Below are 14,427 nucleotides of genomic sequence, written 5' to 3'. Positions count from 1 at the left end.
TCGTTCAGAGAGAGCGCAACACCAAAGGTGGTTTTCATGTCGGTCTTTACTCGGAGTCGTGCGGCGGGCCTTGCCCTTGCTGCTTGGTCGGTCTGTGGTCTGGCGACGACGGCGCTGGGCGCTGACATCGCGGACCTGGCGCCGCGTTCGTCGTTCCTGGTGGCGTCGATGCCGGACTGGAACGCGACGAAGGGCGAGCTGGAGGCGAGCGGGCTGAAGGGCCTGTGGGACGACAAGTCGTTCCGTTCGTACCTGTTCGGGATGGGCGGGGGCGTGGCCGGCGGGGGTTTCGACGAGATGAAGTCTCGTTTCGAGGAGTTCGGGATCGACATCGAGAAGCTGCCGCCGCTGGGCAAGACGGTGGGCGCGGCGTCGTTCTTCGGTCCGAAGGAGGACCCGGAGGGCAAGGCGATCATGGGCGAGGGCGCGGAGGTGATCCCGCACATGATGCTGGTGGCGTCGCTGGACGGTGGCAAGGGCGAGGACGGTCGCGACCTGTGGGAGGTCGTGGAAGAGGCGCTGGAGCTGGCGGAGAAGAACGGGGAGCTGGAGCTGACGCCGATCGAGTACGCGGGGGCGACGATCTGGCGCATCGTGACCCGGTACGAGACGGAGGAGTGGGACGAGGACGCGTGGCGCAACTGGGACCCCGAGGGCGACAACGAGATGCCCGAGCCGGTGGTGCGCGAGGTCGTCGACGTGCAGTACGTGGCGCGCGCGAGCGATCACCTGGTGGCGTGCACGAGTTTCGACGCGGTGCGTGACTCGGTGGACCGTCTGGCGGGTCGTGATCGCGGCGACACGGTGGGCGACGTGCTGGAGTTCACGAGCGGGCGCGACGCGCTGCCTCGGAGCGCTCGCGCGTACATGGTGGTGCTGCCCAAGGCGCTGGCGGAGGGCGGCATCGAGGAGTTCGGCGCGTTGCTGCCGATGGGCGCGCCGCCTCGCGAGTTGTTCGGTGTGCTGGGGCTGTCGCAGGTGACTTCGCTGTCGGCCGGGCTGCTGACCTCGACGCCCGACGGGGTTGCGGAGGTGCGGTTCTCGGCGCTGATGCCGGAGAAGCGCGGGATCTTCGCGCTGATCAGCGGGCCGGATCTTCCGGCGGCGCCGCCGGCGTTCGTCGGTCCGAACGCGTCGTCGCTGGGGACGTTCCGCGTGAACTTCAGCGGGATCCTGCCGATGGTGCGCGAGGTGCTGGCGGCGTCGCAGGGCGACGACGGCGGCGTGGGGTTCGTGGTGGAGCAGTTCGCGGGTCAGATCGAGCCCCTGCTGAACTCGATCGGGCCCGAGGTCGTGCAGCTGAGCCAGGTGTCGCGTCCGCTGTCGACGACGAGCCAGACGAGCGTGGTGGCGATCTCGATGCGCGACGGGCAGGCGGTGCGCGACGCGCTGAACTCGCTGGGCGGGATGATCGGTCTGATGCCTCGCGACTTCGCGGGCTCGCAGATCTGGGAAGCGCCCTTCCCCCCCATCGCGATCGGTATGGGGACGACGCATCTGTTCGTGGGCAATCCTTTGGGCGTGGAGTCGACGATGCTCGCGGCGAGCCGTCCGGACGCGCCGAAGCTTTCGTCAGACCCGCGCTGGGCGAGCGTCGCGCGTGCGCTGGGGACGGGCGGTATGGCGATGGGCTGGAGCGACACGAAGACCTCGCTCGAGATGGCCGCGTGGAACGCGGAGAACTACGAGAAGGTGCTGCGCGAGCAGGCGGCGCAGTTCGGGATGCCTCAGGAAGAGCTCGACCGGTATGTCGAGTTCATGCTGGAGCAGACGCCCGAGTCGTCGCGGACGGCGCCCCCGGTGGCGTCGATCACGCGGGTGATCGGCGACGTGGTGTCGGTGTTCCGTTCGACGGAGCGCGGCATCGAGGGCCGGGTGGTGGTGCTGAAGCCGGCGCGCTGACCGATCGTGTGGTCGAATGAAGTTTCAACGCGGCGGCGTCGGGAGCCCTCCCGGCGCCGCTGTTTTTGGCGTGGGGAGTCGCGTCACCGGCCCGGGGTAAAAAAGAAGCAGGGCGCCATCGGTAGACGGCGCCCCGCTGGAGGAGAGAGAGAGATCATGAGAATGGTAGCGTTATCGGTTCATCTTTGAGGTATCCGCAAAACTTTCTCTGCGCGGCGGCCCTGGTCGTCGACGACGGTCAGGACGGCGGAGGCGCCGAGGGGGTATCCGCGCAGGATCTGGGTGACCATGGCGGGCGAGTCGACGCCTGCGCGGTCGATGGCGAGGATGATCTCGCCCTCGGTGATGCCCGCTTCGGAGGCGGGAGTTCCGGGGAAAACCCGCGCAACGCTTGCGCCGCGGACGCCGGTTTGTCGGAGGAGCGCGGCGCCTCGCTGCCCCGAATCGGTGAGCAAGAGTCCGTAGTTTGCGTCAGTAAAGATCGCGCCGGGTCGCTCGCTGACGCGCGTCGCGAGGCGCAGGGGCTGTGTTCCCCGGAGGATCTCGATGACGATCTCTTCGCCGGGTCGCACGGTGGAGACGGCGAGGCGCAGGTCGTTGAAGTCGTTGATAGGTCGGGAGTTGATGGTCGTGATGACATCGCCCCGGCGCACGCCGATTTCGGCGGCGGGCGCGTTGGGCTCGACCTCGCGCACAATAAAGCCCTTTGTTGTGGGGGGGAGTTCGAGCGCGATCGCGGCCTCGGCGGTGAGGGGGTTTCCACCGACGCCCAGATAGCCGCGCCTGACATAGCCGGTGTCGATCAGCTGCTGGGCGATGTTGCGCGCGAGGGCGGCGGGGATGCTGAAGCCCAGGCCGATGCTGCCCCCGATGGGGCCTGCGGTGCGGATGGCGGAGTTGATGCCGACGACCTCGCCGGTGAGGGTGACGAGGGGGCCGCCGGAGTTTCCGGGGTTGATGGCGGCGTCGGTCTGGATGAAGTCCTCGTAGCCGTCGCGTCCGAGGATGCCCTGCTGGGTTCGTCCGATGGCGCTGACGATGCCGGCGGTGACGGTCTGTTCGAGACCCAGGGGCGAGCCGACGGCGAGGACCCAGTCGCCGACCTCGAGGGCGTCGGAGTTCCCGAAGGAAGCGGGCGTGACGGCGCGGGTGAGCGCGCCGGGGTCGATGCGGATGACGGCGAGGTCGGTTCGCGGGTCGGCGCCGACGAGTTGCGCGACGAGTTCTTCGCCCCACTCGAGGCGGACGCGCAGCTCGCTGGCGCCCTCGATGACATGGTTGTTGGTGAGGATGTTGCCCTGGGCGTCGAGGATGACGCCCGAGCCGAGGCCGGTGCGCTGGCGCTGGCTGTAGGGGATGCGCCGGCCGTAGATATCGGTGCGATAGAAGGTCTCGTCGCGCGTGGTGTAGAGCGCGACGACGGAGGGTCGCATGCGCTGTGCGGCGAAGCGGAATGCGGCGGAGAGGTTGTTGGCGGCGTGGATGGCCTGCTGCTCGGTCTCGGTCTGCGCGAGCGCGAGGTTGGAGAGCGCGCCGAGGGAGATCGCGCCGATGCAGAGTGCGCGTGCGAGTGGACGGGAACGGGTCATTCGTGAGGACCTCCTGATCGGGGGCGCGACGCGCCCTGGTCGCGTGTTGGACGCGTGGGGGCGTCGGCCGGGTTCCCTTCGCCTTGGGGGGGCGTGCCTGGATTATTGGTACAGGAGCCACGCCATGAGGACGCAGGTGGCGCCGCAGAGCAGCATGAGCGGGCTGCCGAAGCGGAAGTAGTCGACCCACTTGTAGCGTCCCGGGCCCATGACCATGAGGTTGGTCTGGTAGCCGATGGGCGTCATGAACTCGGCGGAGGCGCCGATGGCGATGCAGATGGCGACGGGTGTGAAGTCGCGCATGCCGGCGGCGATGGCGAGGTTCATCGCGATGGGGAAGACGAGGACGGCGGCGGCGTTGTTGGTGATGAGTGAGGTGAAGACGACGGTGGTGATGTAGACGGCGGCGAGGAGGCCGAGCGTTCCGGCCTGTGCCGCGAAGCCAAGGGCGTTGTCTGCGAGGAAGGACGCGAGGCCGGAGTTCTCCATCGCGGTGCCGATGCCGAACGCGGCGGCGATGACGACGAGGACGGGGAACTCGACCGACTTGCGCGCCTGGGGGCCGGTGCAGCATCGCAGGAGCACCATCGCGCCTGCGGCGCAGAAGGCGACGACCATCGTGTACTGGCTGAAGAGTGTCATGCACGCGACGGTGGCGACGAGGATGAAGAGCGCGGCGTAGGCGCGATCGTGGCGCGGGGCGGCGGCTTCGGGGAGCTCGCTGACGAGGTGGAAGGCGTCGGAGTCCTTGACGAGGTCGGCCCAGCCGGTGGGCGCTTCGACGAGGAGGGTGTCGCCGGGTCGGAGGACGATGTCTCCGAGTTTGCCCTGGAGCTTGACGCCCTGGCGGTGGACGGCGATGACGACGGCGTTGTAGGTGGTGCGGAAGGCGCCCTCGCGGATGGAGCGTCCGACGAGTGGGGAGACGCGCGAGACGACGACCTCGACGAGTTTGTTGAGTTGGCGGACGCCCCCGGGGTGGTCGCCCTCGGCGATGGGCTCGAGGCCTCGGATCTTCTGGAGGTCGACGACGGAGTCGAGCGCGCCGACGAAGACGAGGACATCGCCGGGCTCGAGGACCTCGTTGGGCGAGACGGCGACGACGGTCTCGCGTGCGCGTTCGATGCGTGCAAGGTAGAGGGCGGGGAGGTGGCGCAGTCCGGCCTGTTCGACGGTTTTGCCGACGATGCCGCTGCCGGGCGCGACGCCCATGGCGGTGACGTACTCGCGTGCGCCCTCGGTCTGTTCGCGTTTGGGGTCTCGGTCGGGGAGGAGTTTGCGACCGGCGACGAGGATGTAGGCGATGCCCACGAGGGCCACGGGGAGGCCGACGGGGGTGATGCTGAACATCGTGAAGGGTTCGAGCTGGCTGACCTCGTCGAGGGGTGCGCGCTTGTTGTGTTCTTCGATGAGCCCTGCGACGACGAGGTTGGTGCTGGTGCCGATGAGGGTGCAGAGCCCGCCCAGGATGGCGGCGAAGGACAGGGGCATGAAGAGTTTGCTGGCGGAGAGGTTGTGCCGGCGCGCCCAGTCGGAGAGGACGGGGAGGAACATGGCGACGATGGGCGTGTTGTTGACGAAGGCGCTGAGGATCGCGACGGGCGCGATGATGCGCGCCTGCGCGGATCGGAGCCCGCCGGGTCTGCCGAGCATGCGCGAGGTGAGCATCTGCATCGCGCCGGTTTCTTTGAGGCCGGCGGCGAGGATGTAGAGCATCCCGACGGTGAGGACGCCGGTGTTGGAGAAGCCGGCGATGGCTTCGCGGGGCGTGACGATGCCGGCGACCATGAGCGTGGTGAGGACGCCCAGGATGACGATGTCGGTGCCGAAGCGGTTGGTCGCCAGGGTGGCGATCATGCCGACGATCAGGATGAGGGTGAACCAGCCGTCGAAGCCCATAGGTCAGCCCTTATCGGTCAGATGCGAACCGATCGTGCGTGATGGGGCCTGATCGGGAGCGGATCACATACCGGCGCTGGCGAGTCCGAGTTCGCGGATTGCCGAGACGAGGCGTGGCTGGACGCCCGGCGCGGCGCAGACGATGCCGCGGTTGTTGGAGAGGCCTTCGCCCTGGCCGAAGTCGAGCGGCGCGCCGGTGATGTCGGAGACGGCGCAGCCGGCTTCGGAGGCGACGATCGCGCCGGCGGCGTGGTCCCAGATCTTTTCCACATAGCCCTTCTTGGTGGGCATGCGCAGGTAGGCGTCGGCCTGGCCTCGCGCGACGACGGCGTATTTTGCCTGGCTGTCGAGCTTGGCGGGCTCTCCGGCGCCGCCGGCGTGGGCGAGGATTTTGTGGGAGGCGGAGTGGTCGCTGTGGGCGCTCTCGACGGACTCGCAGGCGCGGATGCCGGTGGCGGGGTTGAAGGCGGGGCGCGTGATCTTCTTCGGGTCGGCGTGGTCGAGTTCGGCGGTGGTTTCGAGGACGCCCATGCCCTTGGCGGCGAGGTAGATGCTGCCGCGTGGGTCGGGGTCGTCGAAGGATCGGGCGAAGTCGAGGGAGAGGTTGGGGCAGCCGAGCCCTCCGACGAGGACTTTGCCGTCGAGGATGTAGGCGAGGGAGACGGCGTACTGCTCGCCGCGGAGGAAGCCCTTGGTGCCGTCGATGGGGTCGAGTGTCCAGAAGGCGCCGGAAGCGCCGGGTGATCGCGCGTCGCCCAGGTCGATCGCGGCGAGGACATCGTCGGTGGTCGCGTCGTTCCAGACGAGTCGCGCGGCGTCGACGACGGCTTGCAGGTGGCCGGCGTACTCTGGCTGGCGCAGGGTGGCGGAGCCCTCTTCGCCCACGAGGATGACGCTGCCGAGCCGGTCGCGCAGGACCTTGGCGACGATCGCCTGGGAGGCGAAGTCGGCGATGGTGACGGGGCTCTTGTCGTCTTTGGTGATGGAGCGGATGCCGTTGAGGTCGCGCTGGACGGCGCGGCAGACGACGGATGCCTGCGCGACGGCGTCGCGCGTGGCGTCGAGGAGGGAGTGGAGTTCGCTCATGGCTTGCTTACATGCCGCCCTTGAGCAGGCCGCGCTTCTTGAGCATGTCGACGCAGGCGTCGACGGAGTCCTGGACGGACATGGTGGCGGGCTTGAGGACGAGCTCGGGGCTGTTGGGGGCCTCGTAGGGGTCGTCGATGCCGGTGAAGCCCTTGATCTGCCCGGCGCGTGCCTTCTTGTAGAGGCCCTTGGGGTCGCGCTGTTCGCAGACATCGATGGGGGTGTCGACGAAGACCTCGATGAAGTCGAGCTTGTCGTTCTTGTGGAGTTCGCGGCAGAGGTCGCGGTCGGCGCGGTAGGGGCTGATGAAGGAGGTCAGCGCGATGACGCCGCTGTCGGCGAAGAGCTTGGCGACTTCGCCGATGCGCCGGATGTTCTCGGCGCGGTCCTCGGCGGAGAAGCCCAGGTTCTTGTTGAGGCCCATGCGGATGTTGTCGCCGTCGAGGCGGTAGGCGGGCTGGCCCATCTGGACGAGGACCTGCTCGAGGGCGACGGCGATGGTGGACTTGCCGGAGGCGGAAAGGCCGGTGAACCAGAGGGTTGCGCCCTTGCAGCCGAGGGCGTTCCAGCGCTCGTCGCGGGTGATGTTGCCCTCGTGCCAGTGGACATTGGTCGCTTTGGTTTCGGCCACGGGTCGTCTCCTCCTCGGTGCGATGGGGTGCTGCCCGGGCGGCGTCAGTGGGCCGGTGTCCGGGGGTTGGAGGGTAGGAGTCGAGCCGGAAACGAAACAAGCCGCGATCGCGGGTATCGGCGGCGCGCGAGGGGTATGGGCGAGGGGTCAGCGACGGTCGCGGCGGGCGGGGGCGGCGGGGGCGGGCGGCGCGCGGGGTGGCGCCGCAGGGGCGGCGGCGGCGAGGCGGCCCGCGTCGGCGTCCTGGATCGCGTCGCGCATCAGGTCGCCCAGGGGCGTGGCCCAGGTCAGGACGACGGTGAGGAGCTGGTCGGGGTCGTCGGCGCGGCCGATGCGCAGGACGCCGATGGGGTCGCCCTGGCGCTCGGCGAGCCAGCGCAGGAGACGCGAGGAGGAGGAGCGATCGTCTGCGAGGGCGATGCCGGCGGCGGCGCGGGCCGAGGCGATCACCTCGAGGGTCTCGAGGGTGGCGTTCGCGTCGTCGGCGATCAGGGGCAGCCCTGCGGCGCGCAGCGACGCGAGGAGGGCGTTGGCCTTGTCGCGTGAGACGCCTTCGGGGGCGGCGTCGTCGATGACGACCCACGCGCCTGCGCCGAGGAGGGCCGGGCTGATCGGGCGTGACGCGGCGTTGGGCGTTGCGGGGGCCGAGGCGGAGGCGTCGATGTTGATGGAGACGCCGCGGTTGCCCCCGACGACGACCTTGGCGCCCGAGGGCAGGGCGAGCGGGGCGCGTGGGGAGGGAGGGGAGACGGGGGAGGCGGCGTCGATCTCGGCGCGAGCGGCGCGGGCCTCGTCGGCGGCGACGCGTGCGATCTCGGTGAAGTGGCGGGTGTAGGCGGCGATCTGGTCGCGCATCGTCGCGTTCTCGTTCTCCATGGAGGTGCGGATGTTGGCGAAGGAGCGCGCCCATTCGCGCACCGTGTCGGGGTCGAAGTCGCTGAACATGTCGGGGGTGACGGTGTGGACCTCGACGCCGCCGGCGTTGACGCTCTGGGCGCGTGCGCGATCGGAGCGTGTGGCGCTGACGATGATGATGCTGGCGAGGAAGACGCAGCCGCCCAGGAAGATGAGGAGGGCGATCGCGACGCCGGAGTTGATCTGGGCGCCGTAGACGCGCGTGGCGCGGTTTGGGTTCATGCGCTTGTTGGCGCGGTCCTGCGCGGCGCGGACGCGTTCGCGTGCGCGACGGAGCTGCTCGGCGGCGGTGTCGCGCGAGCCCCTGGCGGCGCGCGCGCTGGCGGCGAAGGGGGACTCGGCGCGCTGTGCGGCGGGGCGAGAGAAGCCGAGGAACTCTTCGGCCTTGCGCGCCGCGCGCTCGAAGGGGGCGAAGGGCTTGTCCTGCTCGGCGCGATCCACGCGGAACTTGCCGGTCCACCAGTCGACGACGACCGGGCGCGCGCCGTCCTGCGCTGGGCGGGGCGGCTCGTTGAAGGGCGCGTCGTTGCGCGGCGGGACGGGGGAGGCGGCGCGCGGGGCGTGCGCGAACTCGTCCTCGGGGGTGTAGGAGGCCGGGCGGGCGAAGGCCATGTCGTCGGGCGCCGGCGCGCCGGGGGCGCGCATGCTGGGCAGGTCGGCGACGCGGATGCTGAAGGGGTCTGCGGCGTCGCGCACGACGCGCAGGTCGGCGAGCATCGCGCCGATGGTGTCGTAGCGGTTGTCGTAGTCGGCCATCGCGCGCCGGATGATCCACTTGAGCGCGTCGGGGCTCTTCTTCGTGACCTGCGAGAGCACGCCGTGCGCGGGGAAGGAGCCCTCGAGGAGCGAGTAGAGGACCGCGCCGGCGGCGTAGATGTCGAACTTGGCGCCGTTGACCTCGTGGACCTTCACGCCCTTGAGGGCGAGGCGGACCATCTCGGGGTCGCGGAAGTATTCCGTGCCGTGGGTGGTGAGGGTCATCGCGCTGCGCAGGGGCGTGACGAGCCCGAAGTCGACGAGTTCGGCGCGCCCGTCGTGGACGATGATGTTGTCGGGCTTGACGTCCTTGTGCCAGAGCCCGCCGCGGTGGTACTGGTCGAGGGAGGCGGCCAGGTCGCAGGAATACGCGATGGCGTCGCGCAGTTCGGAGGGGCGCAGGCCGACGGGCCCGGACTTGTCGTGGAGGCGCTGGGTGACGATGCTGAGCGTGTCGCCCGGGACATAGCGCATCACATAGTAGAAGCGCTTGTCGGTGAGTTCGTGCTCGAGGACGAGGCCGAGCTTCTTGGCGGCGTCGAGGGCGCGGCTCTCGCGCACGATCTGGGGGAGGGAGGAGCCGTCGGCGAGGGAAAAGACCTTGATGACGACGGTGTCGGCGTCGACGCCGCGGCGGGCGAACTGGGCGCGCTTCTTCTCGTCGGGCTTGGCGATGTAGAGGCGCCCGCCCGAGCCGCCGCCGCGGAGGGAGCCGACGATCTCGTAGCCCTCGAACTGGCCGGTGCGCTTGCTGGGCTTGTCCTTGGTGGGCGCGTGGGCGACGGCCTGGGGGACGCGGCGCTCGATGCCCTCGACCAGGGGCGAGAGGAGGAGGAAGCGGGCGGGGTGCCCGATGAAGAAGCGGTAGAGGTTCGTGCCGACGGAGCGGATCTCGTCCTGCACGCCGCGCCCGAAGTGGGCGGCGGCGGACCATCGCCCGATGATGATGTTGAGGAGGACGAGGGGGACGAAGACGATGGTGGCGAGGACGCCCCCGATGACGCGCAGGAGCGAGCCGATCATGCCGCTGATGAAGGCGAAGATGTGTCGGACGAGCCACGACACGCCCCGGAACGCGGGCGCGATGATGTAGATCGCGATGATGATGGCCAGCACGATGCCCAGCGTTATCCCGATGAATCCCAGCAGTGGGGCCATGACGGCTCTCCGGTCGTAGTTGCTCTGTCTGCTCGATGCGTGGGGTCGGGCGCCCACCGCGCCCGGCTCGGTTCACCGGGTGATTCGCGTCGTGGCGAGGGTCATCACTCCAGCATCGATGCCTGGTCCTGCTTGCGCAGCTCCATCTGTCTCAGATAGATCTCCGCGACGGCTTCATCGAAAAGGGCGTCGTCGGATTTCGACGGGTTGAGTTCGAGCCCGAAGCGTCCGGGCTCGGCGATCTCGTCCTCGGTGAAGGAATAGGTGGAGATAACCTGGCGGAGCCGGTCGCGCAGCAGGGTGCGGACCTTGGCCAGTCGCCGGCTGACCGTGGGCTCGGACACGCCGAGTTGGACGGCGACGTCCTTGCCCTCGATGCCGTCGAGCACGCGCATGCGATAGATCTGGAAGTCCATGAAGTCGGCCTCGCGCTGCACCATGCGGATGGCGGCGTCGACCTTGGCGCGGAAGACCATCGCTTCGTACTGCGCGTCGGGCCTGGCGGCGGGGCTGCTGCCCCCCCCCATCCAGTCTTCTTCGAGCGAGGCGGCCCGCTTGCCGCGCCCTCGTTTCTGGGCCATGCGCCGGTCGATCTCGTCGCCCAGGGTGTGCTTGGCGATGGAGAGGAGCCAGGTGGAGAACCGGGCGCCGCGCGAGGGGTCGTAGCGGTCGATGGAGTCCGACAGGGCGGCGAGTGTTTCCTGGGAGAGGTCGCGGACGGTCTGGGAGCCGATGCGTCCGCCCCCCCACTTGTTGAGTTGGGCGCGCAGGACGGGGCCGAAGATCTCCCACAACTCGTACCAAGCGGATTCGTCGCGCGCGCGGAGCCGGGCGACGAAGGTGGTGGTGAGTTGGTTGAGCATCGGGCTTCCTTGGGCGGGCGGGCTGCTGGGGGGCCGGGGGGCGGGGACTGCCGTTTCAGCAGTGTGCGCCGGGTCGGGACGCCCGCAAGGGGTGGTTGGGGGCGGGATGTGGCGGGTTTCAGGCCGGAGAGTGTGCAAAGAGGATACCGCTGGGCCGGAGGGGGGCGGCGGGGGGCAGGTTCGCGGTTATTCCGTTTACAACCTCAGAGACCGCGTGTTTGCGACCATTTTTCTCTTGTGTTCACGCCGTCTCCCGCTACCTTGAAAGAGCACAGGAGCGACCGGCGTGTGGCCGGTCCGAGAAGTTTTTCATGATTCTCGGTCTTTTTGGGCTTGCGGCGACGCGAGAGTTTGGTACCTTGCGTCTGTTAAGACGGGCTGGATGTCTTTCGGGGGCCATGGGGGCAACCGGGGACGAAGGCCACGAGCGAGCGAACGGGACCGAGACTTCTGAGAGGAGTCCGAGCGCGATGTCATTTCGCCAGTCTAAACCCGTCGTGTGTGCCCTCTTCGCCGCCGTTGCGCTGAGCGGCGCGGCGTTCTCACAGGGCGTGCACAACAACCAGTACCTGCAGTTCACGCAGGCCCACGGCATGACCTTCAGCACGATCGGCGATGTCGGCAATCCGTCCTATAACTTCCGCGGACCCTTCAACATCAACTACTCCATCGGCGCGGTCGACTACGAGTACCGCATCGCGACTACCGAAACGACAGCGTCTCAATACGCGCAGTTCGTCGATGTCTACCGTCACTTCGTGCCGGCCGATGAGCGACAGACACTCGCCGGAAGATCTTTGGACTACCTCGGGATGTCGGGTGGTGTTCCTACTTACGCCCTTGATCCGGGCTGGGAAAACCGCCCGGCGTTTGCGAGTTTCCGCTATTTCGCGCGCATGGCCAACTGGCTGCACCACGGCGCCCCCGACCTGGCCAACGCGACGCACGAGACCTTCACCACCGGCGCGTACAACGACACGGTGATCGGGCCGCGCGCGTCGGGCGCGCAGGTGTGGATCCCCTCGTGGGACGAGTGGGTGAAGGCGGCGTACTGGGACCCCAATCGAAACGGCCAGGGCGAGGGTGGGTACTGGCTGTACCCCGACGCGAGCGACACGCCGCTGACGCCGGGCGACCCGGGGCTGGGCGGCGAGACCAACGCGGGCAGCGGGGCGGAGTGGCCCGCGGATCATTTCCAGCCGTGGGATGTGGGGAGTTACCCGGATGTGCAGACCCCTTGGGGCCTTTTGGACGCGTCGGGCGGCGGTCGGGAGTGGACGGACTCGCAGGCGTTCGCCCCGCTCGATGGCCGTTATGTGATGTCGAGCGGGCGGCGCCCCACGCCGCTGACCCCGGGCGACCCGCTCTTCGTGGACGATATCGAGTTCTTCTTCTTCGACAGAGACATCAACAGTTTCTATGTGACGGTCCGTTTCGCTGCGGCGATCCCTTCTCCGGGTGCTCTGGGGCTTGGCGCGATCGCCGCGCTTGTTTCCTTGCGTAGGAGTCGATGATGACGCACCGGATGATTCGGAACCTTGCCGGACTGGCTGTCGCCATGAACACAGCGGTCTGCGCCGCGCAGACGCCCTGTCCCGGCAGCAATCCCCCCCAGTTCATTCTTCTGGGCCGATGACTGCAACAGCCCCACGATCATCGTGGGCTACCTCCATGTGGATGGGGTGAGCTTCTCGTTCAGCAACGGCCGGTGGACCATTGTCGTGGCGACGGCGTCCACCAACGACAACTTCTCGGTGGTTGAGATTTTCGCCACCACGAGCGGCGTGGACATCGAGTCACTGTCCGTGGTCCAGGGCGGCCAAGCCGGGGCCGCGACGGAAGCGCTCGTTGCGATGCCCGAAGTCGACGTCCCCATGGCCGGGTTCTACCGATTCAACGATGTCCGATCGATCTCCCGTGGCGCCGGTCTCACACAACTCGCGCTCACGGGTGGCATCAGCGGCGACCTCGGCGTCAGCGGCGTGAACGCGACGCCCGGCTTGACGGCTATCGGAGATCTGAAGACGCAGATCGTCACCGGCCTCGATGTTGACGGAGATGTGGTGGGCGACATCATCCTGGATGCAGGCGAAGACGACCTGTTCGACGAGGACAACTCGCAGCTCAAGCGGCTCACCGTGGGCGGGAGCATCCTCGGCGACATCAAGGCGCAGAGTGGAGGCATTAACATCATCTCCGCTCGGAACGGGGTCGTCGGGACCATCACGGACCCGATCGAGATCAGCGCTTTCTCCTACATGGATGAGATCATCGGCGGCGAGATTTACGCGACGATCACCCCTGGCTCACTGGGGCCCGCGAAACACCTGCTCAGGTATCTAGAGACTACCGGTCTCAACGGGACAAGCGGCGACTTCATCGGAACGATCGACGCGAGCGAGATCGGGTTCAGCACAACAAGTGCGGATGGCATGCGCATTCTCGGCAACTTCGGCAGCACTTCAACTCCCTCCATCGTGAAGGTCGAGGAGCCGCTGGGCACGGCCAACGAGCACATCATCGTCCGCATCGGCGGCGGCTTCTATTCTCCGACCCCGGGCGACCCCAACCCGAACGACTTCTATTCGCGGTTCGAGTTGCCTCAGAACGGACTGGTGGGCCGCGTGGTCATCAACGCAGAAGACGACGGCGGTGTCTGGCACCCGGAGGCGAAGATCGAGCTCGGAAGCTCGCTGGTCCTCGACGAGCCGGCGTACGCCCCGGCCCGCGCGGCCGTTGGCGGCGGCGTCGCAGGTCTCGCGCCCTTCGAGATCTACACCGCGGAGTCCAAGGGCGTGCTTGGCAATCCCATCGTCGCCTTCGAGTGGGGTCCAGAATCCGGGCCCGCCGGCACCATCCTCGACCCGGAACTCTGGGTGTGCGAGGCGAAGACGCCGGATGTCGTTCTGCAGTTCTACGGCGGCGTGACGCAGACCTTCCCGGGCACGAATGACAACGGCTGGCCGGTCTCGATCTGGTCCAACGCCGAGAATGTTCTGAGCCCCGGGGACATGGAGGAGATCACCGACAAGTTCAGCTTCTCGTTCCAGACCACGGACGGTCGCGGGTATCTCAAGATCACCCGCACGACGGGGACTTACAGCTCGACAGGCGCCTACGAGATCCGCTACGCCAAGAACCCGACGAACGACTACCAGTCGGGGAAACCCGCGCTTGAAAAACGCGGCGGCCTGACCCTGCAGGATGTGACCGGCTCACCCCGGCAGGAGTCGTTCACGATCCCGCTGGTGCGTGTGAACAACTGCAAGACCGACCTCCTGCTCGGATTCGACCTCAACAGCGACGACGACCTGTGCACGCAGGACATCGCCGAGTGGATGAACAACCCCGTCGACCTCAACGGCGACGAGACGACCTGCTCGGAGGATGTGGCGCGACTGGTGCAGGCGATCAACCTGTACAACAGTCTCGATTGATCGGGTGAGCGAACGAACCGGATGAACACGCGCGGCGGGCGGCTTTTCGGGCTGCCCGCCGCGGTTTGTTTTGGGGTGGTGGGCTGTACGGGGGGTCACACGGAATCCGAGCGGAGCGGGAAGAGCCCGGGTCAGGGATGACCCGGGGCGCCGGAGGGGGAGAGAAAGACAGAGAGAGGGAGGAGGGAAGC

9 protein-coding genes are annotated in these 14,427 nt (G+C 68.0%); 3 read left to right on the top strand and 6 right to left on the bottom strand.

Annotated features, from left to right (window positions below):
* Window positions 1–36: 36 nt before the first annotated feature.
* The gene (locus KF684_11220; GenBank protein ID MBX3353491.1) at window positions 37–1,902 is read left to right on the top strand and encodes a hypothetical protein; all 1,866 of its coding nucleotides are present in this window, start codon (window positions 37–39) and stop codon (window positions 1,900–1,902) included.
* A gap of 179 nt (window positions 1,903–2,081) precedes the next feature.
* Here the strand turns inward: KF684_11220 and KF684_11215 are convergent, their stop codons facing one another.
* From KF684_11215 to KF684_11190, 6 genes are all read right to left on the bottom strand, one after another.
* Window positions 2,082–3,491 carry a trypsin-like peptidase domain-containing protein gene (locus tag KF684_11215; protein ID MBX3353490.1) on the bottom strand — a complete coding sequence of 470 codons (1,410 nt, stop codon included), beginning with the start codon at window positions 3,489–3,491 and terminating at the stop codon, window positions 2,082–2,084.
* 102 nt (window positions 3,492–3,593) lie between these two features.
* Entirely contained in the window at window positions 3,594–5,390 is a 1,797-nt protein-coding gene (locus tag KF684_11210) for an SLC13 family permease (GenBank protein MBX3353489.1), read from the bottom strand.
* Window positions 5,391–5,453: 63 nt separating this feature from the next.
* The gene (locus tag KF684_11205; protein MBX3353488.1) at window positions 5,454–6,476 is read right to left on the bottom strand and encodes a 3'(2'),5'-bisphosphate nucleotidase; all 1,023 of its coding nucleotides are present in this window, start codon (window positions 6,474–6,476) and stop codon (window positions 5,454–5,456) included.
* 7 nt (window positions 6,477–6,483) lie between these two features.
* Window positions 6,484–7,224 carry an adenylyl-sulfate kinase gene (cysC, locus tag KF684_11200; protein ID MBX3353487.1) on the bottom strand — a complete coding sequence of 247 codons (741 nt, stop codon included), beginning with the start codon at window positions 7,222–7,224 and terminating at the stop codon, window positions 6,484–6,486.
* Between the two features lie 30 nt (window positions 7,225–7,254).
* Complete coding sequence (locus tag KF684_11195; protein MBX3353486.1) at window positions 7,255–9,936, bottom strand: hypothetical protein; 2,682 nt, start codon at window positions 9,934–9,936, stop codon at window positions 7,255–7,257.
* Window positions 9,937–10,040: 104 nt separating this feature from the next.
* Window positions 10,041–10,799 (bottom strand): sigma-70 family RNA polymerase sigma factor, encoded by a 759-nt coding sequence (locus tag KF684_11190; protein ID MBX3353485.1) that lies wholly within the window; start codon window positions 10,797–10,799, stop codon window positions 10,041–10,043.
* Between the two features lie 470 nt (window positions 10,800–11,269).
* On the opposite strand from KF684_11190, the gene KF684_11185 reads away from it, so the two are divergent.
* Window positions 11,270–12,313 carry an SUMF1/EgtB/PvdO family nonheme iron enzyme gene (locus tag KF684_11185; protein ID MBX3353484.1) on the top strand — a complete coding sequence of 348 codons (1,044 nt, stop codon included), beginning with the start codon at window positions 11,270–11,272 and terminating at the stop codon, window positions 12,311–12,313.
* Between the two features lie 144 nt (window positions 12,314–12,457).
* Window positions 12,458–14,236, top strand: coding sequence for a hypothetical protein (locus KF684_11180; protein MBX3353483.1), 1,779 nt, complete (start codon window positions 12,458–12,460; stop codon window positions 14,234–14,236).
* The last annotated feature ends 191 nt before the right edge of the window (window positions 14,237–14,427 follow it).

The organism is Phycisphaeraceae bacterium (assembly GCA_019636675.1).
Classification (GTDB): domain Bacteria; phylum Planctomycetota; class Phycisphaerae; order Phycisphaerales; family UBA1924; genus JAHBXC01.
The sequence above is the reverse complement of the archived record's forward strand: the minus strand, read 5'-3'. Positions and strand labels throughout refer to the sequence as shown.

Bases quoted from the DNA above. Each gene is read 5' to 3' on its own strand.
- KF684_11220 (MBX3353491.1), top strand. From the start codon at position 37: ATGTCGGTCTTTACTCGGAGTCGTGCGGCGGGCCTTGCCCTTGCTGCT.
- KF684_11190 (MBX3353485.1), bottom strand. From the start codon at position 10,799: ATGCTCAACCAACTCACCACCACCTTCGTCGCCCGGCTCCGCGCGCGC.
- KF684_11185 (MBX3353484.1), top strand. From the start codon at position 11,270: ATGTCATTTCGCCAGTCTAAACCCGTCGTGTGTGCCCTCTTCGCCGCC.
- KF684_11215 (MBX3353490.1), bottom strand. From the start codon at position 3,491: ATGACCCGTTCCCGTCCACTCGCACGCGCACTCTGCATCGGCGCGATC.
- KF684_11210 (MBX3353489.1), bottom strand. From the start codon at position 5,390: ATGGGCTTCGACGGCTGGTTCACCCTCATCCTGATCGTCGGCATGATC.
- KF684_11205 (MBX3353488.1), bottom strand. From the start codon at position 6,476: ATGAGCGAACTCCACTCCCTCCTCGACGCCACGCGCGACGCCGTCGCG.
- KF684_11195 (MBX3353486.1), bottom strand. From the start codon at position 9,936: ATGGCCCCACTGCTGGGATTCATCGGGATAACGCTGGGCATCGTGCTG.